The organism is Micromonospora sp. WMMA1923 (assembly GCF_049179195.1).
Taxonomy (GTDB): Bacteria; Actinomycetota; Actinomycetes; order Mycobacteriales; family Micromonosporaceae; genus Micromonospora; species Micromonospora yangpuensis.
The window spans coordinates 21,874-38,230 of sequence record NZ_JBMHLZ010000001.1 but is presented as its reverse complement, the minus strand read 5'-3'; the positions used below and the strand labels follow the sequence as shown (position 1 = coordinate 38,230).

Below are 16,357 nucleotides of genomic sequence, written 5' to 3'. Positions count from 1 at the left end.
ACTACAAGATCGTGAGCAGGTGAGCGGCACTGAAGGATCTGAAGCCTTGGAACTGCCCCCGAGTCAATCGATCGAGTCTCCCGGTCTCCGCCGCGTCAACGACCAGTCAGATCTTCACTCGCCGCCACCACCGCTGATCACGCAGCCGTGGCGACGCTGTAGCGCGGGCTCGCGGCGCGGGTGGCGGCCTTGGCCGCGCGGATGCCTGCGCGACGCTTGGCCGTTTTGGTGTTGTGCATGTCCGGGGTGGCGGCCCAGGAGAGGTGGCCGTGGGTGATTGCGTCGGCGAGGAGGGCGTCAGCGCGGGTGAGGCGCATCCGTAGTGCGTCGACGGTGATGCCGAGGCGGGCGGCGATGGGTTCCGGTGAGCGGCGGCCCAGTCGTACGTCGATCCATGGTTCGACATCGGTGTCGGCGATGATTCCCAGTGAGCCGGCGCGGCGGACCAGCAGGTCGGGGTGTCCGTAGGGCGTTCTCGGCGTGCGTGGTCCGGCCGTGACATGGTCGAGTTCCTCGACCGGTACCGCCTGGTCGTCGGCCAGTCGTAGCTGTCGTCCCGCCCGCCAGGCGGCTTTGGTGAGGGAGGCGTACACGGCTGGGCGGGTCAGGTCGGTGTGGTCGCGGAGGGCTTCGAGGAATCCGGTGAGGATCTCGTTGTCGATGTCGGCGGGGTCGCCCCGGTAGCCGGTGGACAGGTGTCTGGCGAGACGTACCAGGGCGGGCATGGCCATGCCGACCGCGGCGATGGTCCATTCCTTGCCGTGGAGTCGGGCGCGGAGGACGACGTCCCGCCATACGGCGTCCCGGGTCGTGTAGGCGGTGGGGTGGGTCAGCAGCCAGTGGCGCAGTACCGGCAGGGCCACGAGGCCGGACGGCCGGTCGGGGCCGGCGTTGGTGTCGTCGGGCAGGGTGTCGCAGTCGAGGCAGAGCGGTGCCGGCCCGGTGGTCAGGGCGACGAACGCCGCGTCCGCGGCGAGTAGGTGCGAGGTGGGCGAGGTCGGGATGTCGGACATCGACATGTCAGGACTCCAGATGACGTGAAGGGGCGCGGATCGCCGGGCGACCAGCGGGTTCGGGTACGCCGGCAGTAGGACACGTCGGTCTGACACGCCTCTCACAACGGAGCCCCGGGGCCCGGCGGTGGCCTCGCCCGGTGGTCCGGTCGTTCCTCTGTCAAACGGTCGTTGAGCTGCGCTGTCAGCCGGTGACAGACGCGATCTGCCACCCTGGTGACCTCGACGATTCCGATCGTGGTCGAGGTCGATGGCCTGGCGGCTGTTGTCAGATCCGGACGGTACTGACAGATCCGCTCCGTACGTCTGTCAGGCCGAGCGTGTCCATCGTGGCCTCTCCCCCTGACGCGGTGAGACGCGGCGGGAGTGTCCGTCGCCTCGGCTGTCCGGAGCGTGCCGACATCGTCGGTTGGTCGCCGTGCCGTGTCCGCAGGCGCCGGTCACCGCCACCGGAGCGTGTCCAACGGATGTCGGACGTCGGGTCGACGTCCGGACAGGTGGACATCCGCCGCTGACAGACCTGCGGCGGGCGGTGACATCACCGCGTGAGTCGGCTGTCAGACGGGCCGGTGTCGTTGTCAGATCGTCGGATGTTCGCCTGGTCTGACAATCGCCGGTTGGGGGGATGTCAGCGCATCACGGCGCGGCGTGGAGCCGACATCACATGAGCGAGCACTCCTCGTCGCGGCCTGCCCCTCGGGGCGGCACGTCCCCTGTTCCTTCGATGGATCTGGTTCCCGGCGATCCGCCGGTGCCGATCACCGTCTGGCGTACCGCCCGCAGTGGCGGTGACCAGCATGCGGCCGTGTCCGGTCGGTTGGCGTACCGGCTGGTGGCCGCGTACAGCCGGCCGGGTGACACGGTCGTCGACCTGACCGACGGCCATGTCCTGGACTCGGCCTGCCTGCGAGGTGGGCGTGGTCATCATCCGGCGTGGTTCACCACGGCCTCGGCGTTGGTCATTGGCCGGCGCACGCCCGAGCGGCCGGCCGGACACGACGGCGGCGGTGACGATGGTCCGCATGATGTGCGGGACTGGTTCGGCGACGACCTGACCGATCCCGATCCGCTCCCCGACGACGCCCCGTCCGTGTGGTCGGGTGACGGCGGTGATCCGGAGGGTCGTACCAGTCTGGTGGTGGCGACCTGGCCCCTCGACGCCGACGGGGCGGCCAACCGTGCCCGGCTGGGGCGCCTGCTGGCCGCGTGCACCCGGTTGCTGCGTCCGGGTGGGTGTCTGGTGCTGGTGGTTGGGGTTCCGGCCGGTGCGGTCGCTACGCCGGAGGACTTCACGCCGGTGGTCGACGCCGCCGCCGGTGTGGGGCTCGGTTACCTGCAGCACATCGTCGCGGTCGCTGCGGAGACCGACGGGGACCGGTTCACCTACCACGCCACCGACGAGGAGTTGTTGTCGCTGGCCAGGGCCACCGGAGCGGACGAGTTCCTGCTCCATCTCAGGGTCCATGCCGACCTGCTCGTGTTCACCCGCAGGGGTGGTGAGCAGCGTGGCTGATGCTCGGAGGAATCAGCCCGCCGGCTCGCCGGCGGGGTGGCCGCAGGGTCTGTCGGTGTGGGCGACGGCCCAGTCGACCGGGCCGGTGCAGCGGCGTGGCCGGTACGTGCCGCAGTCCGTGAGGCACCCCGCTCGGATGCTCCCGGCGATCGCCGCCCACGCGGTGCACGCCTACACCCGCCCCGGGGATCTGGTGTTCGACCCGATGTGTGGGATCGGCACCACCGTCGTGGAGGCCATCCACGCCGGCCGGGACGGCCTCGGGGTGGAGTACGAGTCCCGCTGGTCCGACATCGCCGACCTGAACATCGCCCACGCCCACCGGCAGGGTGCCAGCGGACGTGGCTCGGTGATCCGGGGCGACGCGACCCGTCTGGCCGCGCTGGTGCCGGCGGTTCTGGCCGAGCGGGTGGCCCTGGTGGTGACCTCACCGCCGTACGGGCCGACCGTGCACGGCCTCGCCCGCCCCGGCATCGACGGGGTGGCCAAGTCCGACAACCGGTACGGCGACGACAAGGGCAACCTTGCCTACCGGTCGTCCCTGGACGGCCTGGTCGACGGGTTCACCGACATCCTGCGCGGCTGTCACACCCTGCTGCGTCCGGGTGGGGTGGTCGTGGTGACCGCCCGGCCGTGGCGTAAACGCGGTGACCTGGTCGATCTGCCCTCGGCGGTCCTGGCCGCCGGCACCGCCGCCGGCCTCGTACCCCTGGAACGGTGCGTGGCCTCCCTCGCCGCCGTGCGCGACGGGCGGCTGGTCGCCCGGCCGTCGTTCTTCCAGCTGCAGCAGGTCCGTAAGGCCAGGGCCAGCGGTGTGCCGATGCATCTGATCGTCCACGAGGACGTCCTGGTCCTCGGCAAGCCCCCGATTCCCGTGGGTTCCGGCGAACCCGAGGGGTCGGGTCCGGGTCGGGGGGTGGGGTGACTGGACTGCCCGCCGCGCCCCGGGTCGGGTCGCTGTGCACCGGCTATGGCGGGCTCGACATGGCCGTCGAGCTGGTGCTCGGCGGCCGGCTCGCCTGGTACGCCGAAACCGACCGGCACGCCTGCGCCGTCCTGGCCCGCCACTGGCCAGGCGTGGCGAACCTCGGTGACATCCGCACCGTTGACTGGACCCGGGTCGAGCCCGTCGACGTCCTCACGGCCGGTTTCCCCTGCCAGGACATCTCCGATGCCGGCAGACGCGCCGGTATCCACGGTGTCCACAGCGGCCTGTGGACAAGTGTCGCCGACGCCGTTCGGGTCCTTCGACCCCCGGTCGTGTTCGTGGAGAACGTCGCCGCGCTCCGGCGGCGGGGGTTCGACGTCGTCCACGCCGACCTGGCCACGATCGGGTACGACACGAGCTGGCTATGCCTACGCGCGTCCGACGTCGGTGCCGCCCACCGACGCGACCGATTGTTCCTGCTGGCCACACCCAACCGCCCGGGGGAAGGAGGTACGGACGCTTCCGACACCGTGTGCCCGTGACGGCAAAGGCCCCGGCCACCAGCACGGTCTACCCGACCTGATCGAGCCCGGCGGTTCAGTCCATGTCCGGGCGCCCGCAGAAGCCGACGCTCAGGGGCGGTTCGCGGCGGGGCCGACCCGGTTGCTGCCCACCCCGAGGGCCAGTGACACCGGCACTGCGGGGCGGCGGGCCGGTGCCGGGTTCCGGCCGCCGCTGTCACAGGTGTTGCTACCCACCCCGAAGGCCACCGACGGCACGAAGGGCAGTCCCGGGCAACGGGGCTCACGCGGTGACCTCACCCTGCCCTCCGCGGCGGTGCGGACACCGGGCCTGCCCACTACTCCACGGGCGTCCGACGCGCGCGGGGCCGTCCGCCACGGCGACGGCGGGGCGAACCCGCATACGGCCGTCGTCGAGTCGGGTCGGCCCGACACCGACCGGTGGGGTGTCTACGCCAGCGCCGTCGCCCGGTGGGAGGTGCTGCTGGGCCGGCCCGTACCGGAGCCGACCCAGCCGGGCCGGCACGGCCGGCCGGTCCTGGCGCCACCGTTCGTGGAGTGGCTGATGGGCCTCGGCCAGGGACACGTCACCGACCCGAGGCTCGGGGTGCCGCGCACCGCCGCGCTGCGGGTCCTCGGCAACGGTGTCGTGCCCCACCAGGCGGTGGCCGCCCTGCGGCTCCTGCTCTGCGCACACCGGCAGGCCACGCCCGGTCGCGACTGAATTTCCCCTCCGATCCCACTGGTGGGGGCCGGCGTCCACCCCGTGGCACCGGCCCCCACCCCGCCACTGACGCCCGCAACCCTTGTCGAGGAGACCGACCCATGCGATCCACCGGACGTACCCGCCGCACACCGACACCCGCGACCACCGAACCCGACGCCACGCAGGCGTGGACCGCCGAGCAGGTCCGCGCCCTGGGGACCAGCACCGACCTGGCCACCGCGGCGGCCATGCTCGGCATCTCCCGCAGCGCCGCGTACAAACTGATCCGCCGCGACGCCTTCCCCGTGCCGCACCTGCGCGTCGGCGCCCAGTACCGCATCCCCACCGCGCCACTGCTGGCCGCCCTGCACCTCCTCGAACCCGCACCCCCGACCACCGCCCCGGACGGTCACCCACCGGCGACTTGATCACATCCACGCGTCACGCGTGGATGTGATCGACGAAACCGACGCACCCCACCCCGACGAAGGAGCACCACCCGCGATGCCCGACGGAAGCATCTTCAAACGCTGCGGCTGCCGCCACCCGCTGACCCACAAGCCCTACGGCAACGACTGCCCGAAACTCCGCCGCACCAACGGCGCCTGGAGCTCCGACCACGGCGGCTGGGCCTACCAGATCGAACTCCCCCGCACCGCCGAAGGCCACCGCCGTATCCTGCGCCGCGCCGGCCTGCCCACCCGACGGGCCGCCGCCGACGAACTCGACCACGCCCGCGCCCTGCTGGCCCTCACCCGCGGCGACCGACGCCGCCGCACCGAACTCGCCGACGTCCTCCAGGACGTCGTACGCGCCAGACGGCCCCTACCCGACGTCGACCGGCTCCGCCAACGGCTACGCGGCGACGGCCCCCTCGCCGAGGCCGCCACCGTCGCCGAGTACCTCACCGACTGGCTCACCCACCTCAAGGTCGACACCAACACCCGACGCGGCTACGAATCCATCACCCGCGTCCACCTCATCCCCCACCTGGGTGAGGTACCCCTCGACAAACTCCGCACCAGCCACGTCCGGCAGATGTTCACCGCCATCGAACGCCGCAACGCCGAAATCCTCGCCGCCCGCACCAGCCCCGACCCCACCGCCCGCTGGGCCGTACGCGGCATCCGCACCACCGGCGCCAGCACCCGCCAACGCATCCGCGCCTGCCTCCGCAAGGCCATCAACGACGCCCTCGCCGACGAACTCATCGTCGGTTCCAACCCCGCCGCCCTGGTCAAGGTCCCCGGCACCCGACCCCTACCCATCGTCTGGGAAGACGAACGCGTCCGCCACTGGCGCACCACCGGCGAGGTCCCCGGACCAATCATGGTGTGGACCGACACCCAGGTCGCCGACTTCCTCGACCACGCCGCCACCCTCGACCCCGACCTGCACCCCCTGTGGCACTACATGGCCTACCGCGGCCCCCGCCGCGGCGAGGCCTGCGGCCTACGCGACAGCGAGGTACGCCTCGACCGCCGGGAAACCACCATCAACAACCAGATCGCCACCCACGGCTACACCCTCGTCCAGAAACCACCGAAAAGCAGAGCCGGCACCCGCGACATCGCCCTCGACGACGACACCGTCAAAGTCCTCGCCACCTACAAGGCCCGCCGCGCCCAATGGCGACTCGCCGCCGGACCCACCTGGCCCGACACCGGACTGTTCTTCGTCCGCCCCGACGGACGACCCTGGCACCCCACCGGAGTCACCCAACGCTTCCGCCGCCTCATCCACAAGACCGGACTACCACCCATCCGCCTCCACGACCTACGCCACAGCGCCGCCACCTTCGCCCTCCACGCCGGCGTCGACATCAAGGTCCTCTCCGAACAACTCGGCCACTCCACCACCACCCTCACCCGCGACACCTACCAGAGCGTCAGCAAAGCCATGCGCCACGAAGCCGCCGACGCCGTCGCCGCAATGATCAGAAACCGCCGCCGACCCACCGCCTGACCAACACGACCTCGCCCCAGCCCCCGCGGCCGGGGCGAGGTCACCAGTCCCCCACCGACGACACCTGCCCGAGCGATCGGCACGCGGGCCTACAGCCTGCTGGTGGATTCCCGAACTGGTCGGCCAGCGTCGTCAGCTTGGTGACGTATGCCGGCCAGTCGTAGCCGTCGGGGATGTTGGTGCTGGCGCGGGTCAGGCCGATGATCGCGCCGTGTTGTTCGCGCAGGATGTCGGCGTGGCCGGGTCCGGGGTGGCGCCGATGCCGGCGGCGATCGGCGTCGGGAGCGGGTAGACGTCCTCGGTGGGAAGGAGCGCCGCCGCTGCCGAGGTTTCGCCGTGGTTCAGCAGGTGTCGGATCCGGTGGACGGTGGGGGTGATGTCGGTGACGGTGATGGTCCAGTCGTCGACGTACCGGGCGACGGCCTCACCGGCCAGGCCGACCTGCAGTGACCGGTACGGCAACGCGCCCAGGCGCAGGGACCGTTCCGGGTCCCACTGCACCCGTACCGGGCTGGTCTTCAGCTGTCGGGACCAGGTTGTCCGGTCGTCGTGCAGGCGCGGGTCGTAGTGGCTCAGGCAGGCGTGGTTCAGTGCCCACTCGAAGCCTTCCCGGGTGATCTCCACGGCCAGGACGTGTTCCTGGCCGGGCTTAGGCCGTGTTTCGTAGGGCGGCGTTGTTGGGGCGTGGCGGTGGTCGCTAATGGGAGAGGTCTCCGGTAGTTGGTTCAGCGACCAAGCTGGAACTTCACACCGGAGACCTCGTGCCGAGCGTAGCGGCAGCGAGGCGACATGACCTGACCGACGTGCAGTGGGCGGTCCTCGAGCCGTTGCTGCCTGCGGGAACGGGTCATGCTCGGCCGCGCAGATGGACCATGAGAGTGATCATCGACGGGATCCGGTGGCGGGTCCGGACCGGATCACCATGGCGGGACGTGCCCGCGTCCTACCCGCCGTGGCAGACCTTGTACCGGTGGTTCCGGCGCTGGCAGCGCGACGGCGTCTGGGCGCAGATCCTCACCTCGTTGCAGGCCATGGCGGACGCGGCGGGGTTGATCGGCTGGACGGTGAGCGTGGACTCGACCATCAGCCGCGCCCACCAGCACGCCGCCGGAGCCCGCCGTGACGGGCAGGCGCAGAAGGAGCCACCCGGTGGTGTACAGACCGAGCCGGCAGATCACGGCCTCGGCCGGTCAAGGGGCGGCTGGACCACCAAGACCCATCTGGCCTGCGAGCAGGGCCGCAAACTGATGGCCATGGTGGTGACCGCCGGACAACACGGCGACAGCCCACAGTTCATCCCCGTACTGGCCAAACTACGTGTCCCCCGCGCCGGTGGCGGCCGGCCCCGGACCCGCCCCGACATGGTGCTGGCCGACAAGGCGTACACGTCCAAAGCCAACCGAGCCCACCTACGATCCCGGAGCATCCGAGCGTGCATCCCGAGCAAGGCCGACCAGGACGCCCACCGCAAGGCCAAAGGATCCAAAGGCGGACGCCCACCCGCCTTCGACCCCGAGGTCTACCGCCTGCGTCACGCCGTGGAGTGCGGCATCAACCAGCTCAAACACCACCGCGCCATGGCCACCAGATACGACAAACTCGCCGTGCGCTACGAAGCCACCCTCACCATCGCCGCCATCAACCAATGGCTCCGCGCACTACGAAACACGGCCTAGTGGCCCAGCCGCAGCGGTACATCATCCACAGGAACGACGGCTTGATCCAGGTCATCCGCTCCCGCTTGAACGGGGCCACGAACCGCCCTGCCGCCACCGCCGGCACCGCGATCTGCGGCGGGTACGCCTGGTAGACGGTGATGGAGTCGGCCGAGTAGCGGGCACGGATCTGACGCACGGGAACAGACACCACCCGATCCTCACCGACCAACACCGGACCGATCCAGTCAGATTGCGCGTCTCCCGCGGGTCCGGGGCGGGCTGGCGGGCGGGCACGGCTACGTCGTGCGCGGTGGTGGGCGTGGTGACGCTCGGCTGGTGGATCTAGGGCGTAGTGTGCGACGACGTGACGGGTATCGACGCACTCACGACGGCAGCCACGAGCGGTCCGGCCGCGCACGAGGTGGAGGTCAAGTACCGGGTCGGTGACCTCACCGCGGTGGAGGCGGCTCTCGTGGCATCTGGTGTGGTTCTGTCGGCGCCAGTCGTGCAGGACGATCAGGCATACGCCCGCCTCGGCTGGGAGTACGGCCAGTCGAAGATCGGAGTGCCGTTCGCCCGGCTGCGTACCGAGCGAGGACGGCACCTGCTGACGGTGAAGACGCCGGTGGCCAACGAACTGTCGTGTGTCGAACACGAGACCGAGGTGGCCGACCGGCAGCAGATGGACGCCGCGCTCCGGCAGCTGGGCTTCTACCCGACCGTACGCATCCGCAAGACCCGCCGCACCGCTGCGGCCGGACCGATGTCGTTGTGCCTCGACGAGGTGGACGACCTCGGAGCGTTCCTGGAGATCGAGCAGATCGTCGCCGACGGCGAGCGCGGCGAGCGGGTTCAGGCCGAACTCGACCGGTTCGCCGCCACGCTGGGCGTGTCCCTGGAACGCACCACCGACACCTACGACTCACTGATCAGGACGGCCCAGGCCGGGGTGTAGACAAGAGGGCGCCGGCTCCACCACCGAAGGCTGGCTGTTACGGAAAGCATGCGACTTCCTGCGACAGCTGTCGGCGAATCGTCAGCCGTCCGAGACCGCTCAAGGTGCCATGCCGGGGTCGCTGTCGCGGGTAACCTGCGGAGGTGAGCACACCATCCGGCGACTACACGGCAACGCTTCCACGCAAGCGTATGGGCTCGGCAGTCCTGTTCACCGACGCTGCTGGGAAGGCTCTGCTGGTCGAGCCCGTCTATAAGGACTACTGGGAGATCGTTGGCGGATGTGTCGAGGCGGACGAGTCCCCTCGGCAGGCTGCGGTCCGGGAGGTGAAGGAGGAGTTGGGCAAGTCGATCGTGCCCGACCGACTGCTGGTTACCGACTGGGTGCCGCCGCGGTCGGGCCGCACCGAGGGCATGATGTTCGTCTATGATGGCGGCGTCCTCGATGAGGTGGGTACGGCCGACATCCATCTGCCGCCGGACGAGCTGAGCAGGTGGGCGTGGTGCTCCGAGGAGCAGATCCGAGAGCGGATGTCGGAACTTCTGGCACGCCGGGTCGTCGCTGCGCTGCGGGCCAAGGCTGAGGGCACGATGTTCGACTTGGAGGACGGCTTCTACACGCACTGACGTGTAGTTGGCGGCGCGCTTCTTCGGCGGGTGGAGGGAGCGCGCCGCCTGACTGTTTCAGGCCGCCTGGTCGTGGCGGTCGGCAGCCGCGATGCCCGGTCGGCTTTGCGCGACGCGGGCGACCGGATCGGCCAGGAGGGTGACGCCACCGGAGCGGTAGAGGCTGTCGTGGATGCCATCGGCGTACGGTAGCCCGGCTAGGTCCGCGCGGGCCTTGGCGACTGGGTGCGCCCGCTGAAACCCGGTCGCGCCGATCAGCGGCGCGAGGTCTGCCACTGCGCGCACGGCGACATCGACGCCGGCCGCCTTGCCGACCCGTGCGGCGAATTCGGCGTGCGGGTGGGCATCGGCCGCCAAGCGGCTGGTGGTGAGCGCGGCCAGTAGGCCGGCGGTGATCTCGGCGTCTTGCGGCCTGGAGTGGCCGGTGGGCTGCATTTCGGGCGTGCCGGCGGTGAGTGGGCAGCGGGGTGGTGCCCGTCCCGTAGGCCCGGCCGGGTGCAGGCCGCACGGACGGGGCCGGTAGTTGGTCTCACGGTGTGGGGGTGCTGTCCGCATGGTCGGTGGTGGTGCAGTGCGGGCAGCGTCGTGGGCAGGGTGCGTGGGCGGGGGTGGTGGTGAGGCCGCTGGTGTGCAGGATCGTGGTGACGGTCTGGTCGAGGGTGTGGTGTTCGGGGATGGTGATCTCGTCGGGGGTGCCGAGTAGGTCGAGGTGGGTGTACCAGTGGCGCATCTGGTCGGGGGTGACGGGGATGGGTTCGTCGCGGGTGGCGTGTCGGCGGAGGGTTTCGTCGTAGGAGACGTCGAGGTAGTAGACGGCGGTGGGGCCCGGGTGGTGGTCGATGGGGTGGTGGAGGGCGGGTGCGTAGCGTTCGGTGTGCAGGATGCCTTCGAGGATGACGTGGTAGCCGAGGTCGAGGGCGGTGCGGGCGGTCGTGGTGATGAAGGTGGGGGCGACCGGGTCGATGTGGGTGCTGTCGTGTTCCCGCAGGATGATCCGGCGCAGGTAGTCCTGTTCGAGGAGGGCGGCGCCCCGGCCATAGCGGCGGCGTACCTCGCGGGCGGTGGTGGTCTTCCCGCTGCCCGAGTTACCCCGGATGATCACCAACGTTGGTGTGATGGCGCTGGACAGGCCCATGCTGGTCCTCTCATCTGGGGCCCTCGGCGAGGGGGAACCTCACATCGACAAGCTCATCATCATCGAAATCAGCGCCGCCGCCGGAATAGCCACTGCCCAGACGGGTATTGATACAGTTGCCGTGCGTATCAGCAATCTGTTGGTCAAGTTCGTCGTCGAGAATGACGCCTCGGGCGGTGGCCGCCAGGGTGTGCTGGTCTTGGTATCGAAGGCCGATGCGGTTCCACGCGAAGAGCACGTGGTAGGCCAAGACGGCGCGTAGTCCGCGAGTCAGGCGACCCGTGTGGGCGAGTGCGCCGAGGTCGGTGCCGGCTGTGCGGAAGCCTGCCATCCAGTGAGCGACGCGGGCCAGTGGCCCGGAGGTGAGTAGCGGCGTGTCTGGGGAGGTGTCGACGGCGAGGAGGCGGGCGACGGCGGTGTGGAGCGCGGCCGGTCGGGTGGTGGGTGGCCCGTGGAGGGGACGGGTGGCCAGGACCCGGGCCCACACGTCGCCCTGTTCGGTCCACTCCTGACCCGCGGCGCGCAGGAGTGCGGTGGTCAGCAGCAGCGAGAGTTCGCGCCGGTGGTCGGGCTGGCCGGCGGCGGTTTCCTGCTGGTAGGCGAGAGCGGATCGGCTGTCGTGGTGGAAGAGTTGGTGTGCAATCCGCATGCCGTCGGTTCCGCCGAACGCGGGTACCTCGGGTTCGTAGATGGCCTGCACCCACTCCCGTACGCTGCCTCGGTTTCTCAGGTCCGTCAAGGGCGCGGTGATGGCGGTGGTCGCTTCGTCGTCGGATACGCCGGGGCCGGGTTGGTAGCGCAGACGCCACCAGCCCTGCTTGCGGATGAAGAACCAGGCGGCGGTCGTGCCGGCGGTCTCGGCTTGGCGGAGTTGCTGACCCAACTCGGCAGCTACCACCGCTTCCGCTGCGGGGTCTTGGCTGAGCCGGAGGTTGAGCTGCCGCCAGGTGCCGGGGGCGAGGTGCATGGCCGGTTCCTTTCGCCTCTTATGCGATCAGCAGGCAGGCGTCCCAGTTGGTAACGGGGGCGGTTTGGCCAGCGGCGGTGTGCAGGGCGAGCGCCCCGCCTGCGCTGCCTTCGAGTAGACCGGTGGGCTCGGGAGCGAGGTGGTCGGTGAGGAGTGGTTCGGCCAGTTTCGGCAGGTGGTCGGCGACGGTGGAGTCGGGGGCGTCGTGGGCGAAGCGGCTGGCGACCTGGAGGAGTCCGGCGTTGCCGTGGCAGATGCTGTTGTCGATGAGGGCGAGTCGGCTGCGAGGTGTGAGGCAGGCGGCCATGGCTTCCTCGGCGCCGGTGAGGAGGCTGGCGTCATGGAGGGCGATGCCGGCCAGTTGGAGGGCTCGGGCGATGCCGGGTGTGCCGTAGCACCATGAGGGGCGGCCGGGGCCCTGTTGGGTGGTGTGGGGCTGGCCGGTGTGGTCGAGGGTGAGCCATTGCGGCCACCAGGGTCCGTCGTCGGCCGGTTGCCGCCACGCGGTGAGGAACGTGCAGATGCGTCGGATGGCGGTGGCCTGTCCGTCGACGAGCGCCCCGGCGCGGTTCGCCAGGCTGAGCAGAGCGAGTGGACCGGTGATGCCGTGGGCCATGCCGAGGTTGCCGTGGCCGTCGGGGAAGTCGGGGGTGACCTGGTTGCTCGGGTCGAGGTGGGTCCACCAGCCGGGCAGGCCCTGTGGTGGAAGGGGTTCGGTGAGTCGGACGAGGTACTCCAGGATGTTCCGGATCAGTGCGCCGTGCGGGTCCTGTTGCAGCAGGAGGGCACCGATTCCGGTCAGGCCGGAGATGAGGTCGAACTCGGTGGTGGCGGGCGGCTGTCGGCGGTCGATGCGGACGTGTGCCCGGTGGAGTCGGTCGCGGGCTAGCACGGCGACCGCGTCGTTGACGGTGGACTGGGCCCGCTGGTAGCGGCCGGGTTCGCTGGCGGTGGCCGTGTGGAGAGCGAACGCGACCGCCGGGGCACCGAAGAACAGACCAGCTTCCGGTCCGGCCGACAGGCCGCTGCGGACGGCCGTGCTAAGCCAGGCCCGGGCGGTGGCCCAGTCGGCCAAGCCGGCGTGGGCCCGCTCGTTGTGGAGAAGCGCGATACCGACGGCGCCCTTTGCCAGGGACTGGTTCCAACCCGGCGCCGGCTCGACGGCGGGTGGGTGGGACAACGGATCGGTCAGCAGGGTGGACAACGTGACCGGTGGGTGGGCGGCAGGGGTCATCGCGGGGTCCTTCTGGTTCGGGCCGTCCAGGCCAGGGCGGCGGCGCGAGCGAGGCGGTGCACGGTCTGCTCGGTGTCGCGGTCGATACCGGACACCCGGATGTGGTGCAGGTGCAGCAGGGACGCCAGCACCTGGTCCGGGTCGACATCGGCGCTGGTGCTCAGGTGCGCGCGGTAGGCCGTGAGGGCTGCCCGCCGGGTCGACCAGGCGTGCCAGATGTCTGGTCCGGCCGGCGCCCCCCGCAGCGCCGCCCAGTCGTCGGCGGGGTCGGCGAGGCGGACGGTTTCCCGGCGTGTGTCGCGTGGCAGGGGTACGCGCGAGGGTACGGCGACGTTGTCGACGAGCCAGCGCATGCCCTCATCGATGCTGCCGGTCCAGCCGGCCGCGAGGTCGGTCAGGCTGGCCGCGCTGAGGGCGTCGATCGTTACGTGCCGGTGGGCGGCCAACTCGGCCACGGCGGCTGTGGAGTCGGCGGCGAAGGTCCGCTCGGCGGCGGCCAGGGCGGGGCCGCTGCCGTATCGGCCGGTCTCGGGCTGGTAGCTGTCGAGGATGAGGTGGCTGATCAGTCCGTCGTGGCGCAGGGTGGTGGCCCACCTGCCGACTCGGGCGGCGGCTGTCCCGTACGCGTCGGTGTGGGGTAGCCGGATCCGTAACCGCAGGTGCGGTTCGGGGTCCCGGTAGCGCAGGTACCACCACTCGGGTGGGACGGGCCAGCGGGCGAGCAGCGGGGCGAGGTGACGGGTCAGGATCTCGGGTTGTCGGTCGGGATGTCCGTAGAGCTTGGCGTGTAGCCAGGTGGCGTGGCCGGGCAGTTCACCGTGGTCCCGGTCGACGACCTGTGTCTGCGCTGTCCGAGCCCGCGACACGGCCGGGGTCGGCGGGGTGGTGGACGCCATCGGCACGATGATCTCGTGGGCGTGGCCGTTGAGCCAGCCGAACGCCTCGGCCGGATCGGGTGCCTCCCGAAGGGTCGCATGGCCGTGCCGCTCCAGGTGAGCTCGGAGCAACCGTCGGTGGGTGGGCTCGCTCAGGTCAAGGTGTAGCCGCTGGTCGTCGCCGCCGACGTAGACCGCCGCCGGTAGGCGCACCTTCCGGGACCACACGGCGAAGGTGTCGTCCCACCGGAACCACGGGATGTTCCTGGTGGGCACGTCGGTGGGGGTGAGGTGCCAGCGGGCGAGAGACAGCACGATGCGGCCGTACCGGAGCCGGGGCACGAATGGCAGCTTCGCCGCCGCACCCCAGGAGAAGGGGCGGCAGGATGCCGCACGGCTGCGGCTGATCTCGCACAGCAGCCGGGCCAACGGGTGGGTGGCGTTGTTGAACTCCACCGCGTTCAACACGGTGACCTCTACGGGCCGTCCGGTGCTCCGCGAGAGAAGCTGGAAGCGGGTCGTGTCGGCGGTCACCGCCAGATCTTCGACACTGATGTCGTGTGGGCGGGGTGAGGGGGGTTCCCCGAGCGCCATCTGCCGGGCCAGCACCGCTGGCGCGCTGGCCAGGTTCTGGGCGCGCGGCAGCACGGGCGGGCAGGACAGCTGCACCAGCTCACCGTCGTCGTCGAGCGTCGGCAGGCCTCGCAGGGCGTCGACGAAGCGGTCACGTTCGGCCGGTTTGAGCAGGTGCAGGAATCGTCCGGCGGTCACGCCAGCGGCGCGGAACGCCGCAGTGACGACCAGGTCGAAGTCGCCGGTGTCGACCGCGTCCCGGCTTCGGGCGTGGACCTGGAAGCCCAGCTCGGTGTGCGGCGCAATCCGAACAGCGCCCGGGTCAGAGACCTCCAGGCCGGTGACCGTCGTCTCGTCGAGAATGACCTCGACGTCGCCGGTCATCGCTGCGGTCTGGGCCATCGCCAGCAGTCGGTGGTCACGGTCAGTCAGCGTGGACGGGGGAGGCTCGTAGCGGGTGCCCCGGTAACCGGCGGGGTAACCGAGGCCGGCATCGCTGACCAGCTCACGCACGGCGATGACCGCGCCGGGCCCGTACCGTTCCAGGAACCGGCCGTGGAAATCGCGCCATGCGGGCTCGCCGAGCGGCATGGGGTCAAGGCGGGTGAGGAGCCCCGCAGCGGCCTCGGCTCGACGCGTGACCATATCCGGCACCGTCACCGAACAGTCCAGGCGCAGGTCCACCGCCAGCCGCGCGACGTCGACATCAGTGAGAGCGGCCATCCTGGTGACCGCGACCTGGCCGACGGTGCTGCGGCTACTCGCGTCCGGTGCCCTGCGGTGTCGGTGAAGGTCCGCATGCAGCTCGCGGAGGGCGCCGACCACGGGTGTCACCTCGGGGATGCTCTCGGCGCCCAAGCGCCGCAGCAGCGTCAGGAGGTGCCCGAGCGGATCCGCCACGGTCAACGGCACCCGCACGTCACTGGTCAGCACGCCACGACGCAGCAACGCCACGACCATGGCGCGTAGCGCGGTGGCACGGTCGGGGCGGTCCACGGTCAGCGTGGCGAGAAGGTCCACGAACCGGCATCCCTGTGCGGCGAGTTGGACCGTGGCCGCGACGGCGGAGGTGTGCCGCACCGACACCTCTGCCGGGGCGTCGTCCCGGTGCGGCTGGCAGGGCACCACCAGCCGGTCGCCGCGCACGAAACACAGGTTGTTGGTGACGACCGTCAGGCGGTCCTGCACCGTGGGGACATCTTCGAGCCACGCCACCACGGCTGCCAACCAGCCCGCGTCCGGGCGGGCGACTGCCTCAGTGCGCCCGTGCCGGCAGACCTTGACCGCCGGTCCGCCCACCTCGACGGGGGCGATGCCGGCGAACAGTCCGAACGGGGTCGCCCGCATCGTCATGCGCAACAGGTACCGAACCAGGGACTCCATCGCGCCCCGCGCCTGCCGTACCTCGGTGGGGGCGCCGTCGCGGAAGGCAGTGATCCTGGCGGCAAGGACAGGGCTGGCGAGGTGTACGGCAGCCGCGACCTGCGGAGTCCAGACGGTTTCCAGCCAGAACCGCCACGCGCACAACTGCTCCGGACTGCCCCCGTCCAGGTCGGGCCACTGGCAGATCGAGTCGGTCGGGAGGACGGCTGCTCGTAGGAGGGCGGCGTCAAGGTGCTGGTACATCGGCTCACCGGGAGGGGCGAAGGGGCCGCCAGCCCCGACGACCCGCGCGGTGTGTCGGGTGT

General features: G+C 70.7%; 15 protein-coding genes and 2 pseudogenes. 9 read left to right on the top strand and 8 right to left on the bottom strand.

The window, feature by feature from the left end; translation table 11 throughout:
• Positions 1 to 137: 137 nt before the first annotated feature.
• A complete protein-coding gene (locus ACN28G_RS00210) occupies positions 138 to 1,019 on the bottom strand; it encodes a hypothetical protein (RefSeq protein WP_421478068.1) in 882 nt (293 codons plus the stop codon).
• Positions 1,020 to 1,677: 658 nt separating this feature from the next.
• Between ACN28G_RS00210 and ACN28G_RS00205 the strand changes: the two genes are divergently transcribed.
• The 6 genes from ACN28G_RS00205 (at position 1,678) to ACN28G_RS00180 (ending at position 6,646) form a co-directional block, all read left to right on the top strand.
• Positions 1,678 to 2,526, top strand: coding sequence for a hypothetical protein (locus ACN28G_RS00205; RefSeq protein ID WP_421478067.1), 849 nt, complete (start codon positions 1,678 to 1,680; stop codon positions 2,524 to 2,526).
• Positions 2,477 to 3,451 (top strand): TRM11 family SAM-dependent methyltransferase, encoded by a 975-nt coding sequence (locus ACN28G_RS00200; RefSeq protein ID WP_421478066.1) that lies wholly within the window; start codon positions 2,477 to 2,479, stop codon positions 3,449 to 3,451. The genes ACN28G_RS00205 and ACN28G_RS00200 overlap by 50 nt, the downstream gene beginning before the upstream one ends.
• Positions 3,448 to 3,996, top strand: a complete 549-nt coding sequence (locus ACN28G_RS00195) for a DNA cytosine methyltransferase (protein WP_421478065.1) — start codon at positions 3,448 to 3,450, stop codon at positions 3,994 to 3,996. The genes ACN28G_RS00200 and ACN28G_RS00195 overlap by 4 nt, the downstream gene beginning before the upstream one ends.
• Before the next feature lie 202 nt (positions 3,997 to 4,198).
• Positions 4,199 to 4,699, top strand: a complete 501-nt coding sequence (locus ACN28G_RS00190) for a hypothetical protein (RefSeq protein ID WP_421478064.1) — start codon at positions 4,199 to 4,201, stop codon at positions 4,697 to 4,699.
• 101 nt (positions 4,700 to 4,800) lie between these two features.
• Positions 4,801 to 5,109, top strand: a complete 309-nt coding sequence (locus ACN28G_RS00185; RefSeq protein WP_421478063.1) for a helix-turn-helix domain-containing protein — start codon at positions 4,801 to 4,803, stop codon at positions 5,107 to 5,109.
• Positions 5,110 to 5,185: 76 nt separating this feature from the next.
• On the top strand, positions 5,186 to 6,646 hold the full coding sequence (locus tag ACN28G_RS00180; protein WP_421478062.1) for a tyrosine-type recombinase/integrase: 1,461 nt from the start codon (positions 5,186 to 5,188) through the stop codon (positions 6,644 to 6,646).
• A 243-nt stretch (positions 6,647 to 6,889) separates the two neighbouring features.
• On the opposite strand, the pseudogene ACN28G_RS00175 reads toward ACN28G_RS00180, so the two are convergent.
• Positions 6,890 to 7,297, bottom strand: a pseudogene (locus ACN28G_RS00175) (DUF4291 family protein); the annotation flags it as partial.
• 110 nt (positions 7,298 to 7,407) lie between these two features.
• Between ACN28G_RS00175 and ACN28G_RS00170 the strand changes: the two are divergent.
• On the top strand, positions 7,408 to 8,322 hold the full coding sequence (locus tag ACN28G_RS00170) for an IS5 family transposase (protein ID WP_421478061.1): 915 nt from the start codon (positions 7,408 to 7,410) through the stop codon (positions 8,320 to 8,322).
• Here ACN28G_RS00170 and ACN28G_RS00165 read toward each other — a convergent pair.
• Positions 8,315 to 8,512, bottom strand: a pseudogene (locus ACN28G_RS00165) (DUF4291 family protein); the annotation flags it as partial. The gene ACN28G_RS00170 and the pseudogene ACN28G_RS00165 overlap by 8 nt on opposite strands.
• 156 nt (positions 8,513 to 8,668) lie before the next feature.
• On the opposite strand from ACN28G_RS00165, the gene cyaB reads away from it, so the two are divergent.
• Together cyaB and ACN28G_RS00155 are read left to right on the top strand one after the other, a co-directional pair.
• A complete protein-coding gene (cyaB, locus tag ACN28G_RS00160) occupies positions 8,669 to 9,259 on the top strand; it encodes a class IV adenylate cyclase (RefSeq protein WP_421478060.1) in 591 nt (196 codons plus the stop codon).
• A gap of 143 nt (positions 9,260 to 9,402) precedes the next feature.
• Entirely contained in the window at positions 9,403 to 9,885 is a 483-nt protein-coding gene (locus ACN28G_RS00155; protein WP_421478059.1) for an NUDIX domain-containing protein, read from the top strand.
• Between the two features lie 57 nt (positions 9,886 to 9,942).
• Here the strand turns inward: ACN28G_RS00155 and ACN28G_RS00150 are convergent, their stop codons facing one another.
• The 5 genes from ACN28G_RS00150 to ACN28G_RS00130 form a co-directional block, all read right to left on the bottom strand.
• Positions 9,943 to 10,320, bottom strand: coding sequence for a hypothetical protein (locus ACN28G_RS00150; RefSeq protein ID WP_421478058.1), 378 nt, complete (start codon positions 10,318 to 10,320; stop codon positions 9,943 to 9,945).
• A gap of 94 nt (positions 10,321 to 10,414) precedes the next feature.
• On the bottom strand, positions 10,415 to 11,020 hold the full coding sequence (locus tag ACN28G_RS00145; protein WP_421478057.1) for an AAA family ATPase: 606 nt from the start codon (positions 11,018 to 11,020) through the stop codon (positions 10,415 to 10,417).
• A 10-nt stretch (positions 11,021 to 11,030) separates the two neighbouring features.
• Positions 11,031 to 11,987, bottom strand: a complete 957-nt coding sequence (locus ACN28G_RS00140; RefSeq protein WP_421478056.1) for a thiopeptide-type bacteriocin biosynthesis protein — start codon at positions 11,985 to 11,987, stop codon at positions 11,031 to 11,033.
• 19 nt (positions 11,988 to 12,006) lie between these two features.
• The gene (locus tag ACN28G_RS00135; RefSeq protein ID WP_421478055.1) at positions 12,007 to 13,221 is read right to left on the bottom strand and encodes a lanthionine synthetase C family protein; all 1,215 of its coding nucleotides are present in this window, start codon (positions 13,219 to 13,221) and stop codon (positions 12,007 to 12,009) included.
• Positions 13,218 to 16,295: a lantibiotic dehydratase gene (locus tag ACN28G_RS00130; RefSeq protein WP_421478054.1), complete on the bottom strand. Its 3,078-nt coding sequence runs from the start codon at positions 16,293 to 16,295 to the stop codon at positions 13,218 to 13,220. The genes ACN28G_RS00135 and ACN28G_RS00130 overlap by 4 nt, the downstream gene beginning before the upstream one ends.
• Positions 16,296 to 16,357: the final 62 nt, after the last annotated feature.

What these genes read in the sequence shown, in the direction of transcription:
- ACN28G_RS00210 (WP_421478068.1), bottom strand. Translation starts at nt 1,019, where the DNA reads ATGTCGATGTCCGACATCCCGACCTCGCCCACCTCGCACCTACTCGCC.
- ACN28G_RS00205 (WP_421478067.1), top strand. Translation starts at nt 1,678, where the DNA reads ATGAGCGAGCACTCCTCGTCGCGGCCTGCCCCTCGGGGCGGCACGTCC.
- ACN28G_RS00200 (WP_421478066.1), top strand. Translation starts at nt 2,477, where the DNA reads ATGCCGACCTGCTCGTGTTCACCCGCAGGGGTGGTGAGCAGCGTGGCT.
- ACN28G_RS00185 (WP_421478063.1), top strand. Translation starts at nt 4,801, where the DNA reads ATGCGATCCACCGGACGTACCCGCCGCACACCGACACCCGCGACCACC.
- ACN28G_RS00180 (WP_421478062.1), top strand. Translation starts at nt 5,186, where the DNA reads ATGCCCGACGGAAGCATCTTCAAACGCTGCGGCTGCCGCCACCCGCTG.
- ACN28G_RS00150 (WP_421478058.1), bottom strand. Translation starts at nt 10,320, where the DNA reads ATGCAGCCCACCGGCCACTCCAGGCCGCAAGACGCCGAGATCACCGCC.
- ACN28G_RS00145 (WP_421478057.1), bottom strand. Translation starts at nt 11,020, where the DNA reads ATGGGCCTGTCCAGCGCCATCACACCAACGTTGGTGATCATCCGGGGT.
- ACN28G_RS00140 (WP_421478056.1), bottom strand. Translation starts at nt 11,987, where the DNA reads ATGCACCTCGCCCCCGGCACCTGGCGGCAGCTCAACCTCCGGCTCAGC.
- ACN28G_RS00135 (WP_421478055.1), bottom strand. Translation starts at nt 13,221, where the DNA reads ATGACCCCTGCCGCCCACCCACCGGTCACGTTGTCCACCCTGCTGACC.
- ACN28G_RS00130 (WP_421478054.1), bottom strand. Translation starts at nt 16,295, where the DNA reads ATGTACCAGCACCTTGACGCCGCCCTCCTACGAGCAGCCGTCCTCCCG.